This window comes from Catellatospora chokoriensis (assembly GCF_011297315.1).
Taxonomy (GTDB): domain Bacteria; phylum Actinomycetota; class Actinomycetes; order Mycobacteriales; family Micromonosporaceae; genus Catellatospora; species Catellatospora citrea.
The window spans coordinates 1-727 of sequence record NZ_JAAOTI010000075.1 but is presented as its reverse complement, the minus strand read 5'-3'; the positions used below and the strand labels follow the sequence as shown (position 1 = coordinate 727).

Sequence of the window (727 nt, the reverse complement as noted above, 5' to 3'; positions counted from 1 at the left end):
TCAGCGCTGCAGGGTCAGCAGGCCGGGTCGGTAGGGCAGCAGGCCGTAGTCGCCGCCGGAGTTGGGCGACCGGCCCTGGTAGAGCAGTTGCAGTTGGCAGGGGTCGATGGTCATGGTCTGGTCGGCGTTGGTGCGGATCAACTCGCCGTGGCTGATGTCGTTGGTCCAGGTGGCGCCGCTGTTGGCCTTGCCGGCGAAGGGGTTGCTCTCGCTGGCGGCCTGCGGCGTCCACGAACCGCCGAGGCTGGTGGCCGTGAACGAGCGGAAGTAGCGGCCCTGTGAGCCGATCGCTTCGACGATCATGAGGTACTGGTTCTGGCCGGAGACCTTGTAGACCTGGACGGCTTCGAACAGGTTGTTCGTGCTGTCGCTCATGACCACGGTGGAGGTGGAGCCGAAGCTGCCCGGGAAGTTCCCGATCGGCATGCTGGCCCGGTAGATCTTGCCGTTGTCGCCGGCGAAGAACAGGTACATGTTGCTGCTGTCACCGATGACGGCCTGGTCGATCGGTCCGGTGCCGGAGCCGGAGATGCTGCCGGAGAACAGGGTCTGCGCCGAGGACCAGCCGTTGGGGTTGGTGGGGTCGCTGGAGGTGCGGTAGGAGAACGCGGGTCCGCCCCACTGGTAGGCGAGGACCCAGATGTTGCGCGGGGCGAAGTAGAACAGCGACGGTGCGACGGTGGCCGACGACATGGTGTTCTGGCTGGCCGAGGCCATGTCGGACCAG

The 727-nt window shown here is 66.3% G+C and carries 1 protein-coding gene; it reads right to left on the bottom strand.

Features of this window, described 5'->3' with window-relative positions; translation table 11 throughout:
- The coding region (locus HAV39_RS42030) for a non-reducing end alpha-L-arabinofuranosidase family hydrolase (protein WP_191844660.1) at positions 1 to 727 on the bottom strand (727 nt) is incomplete at its 5' end.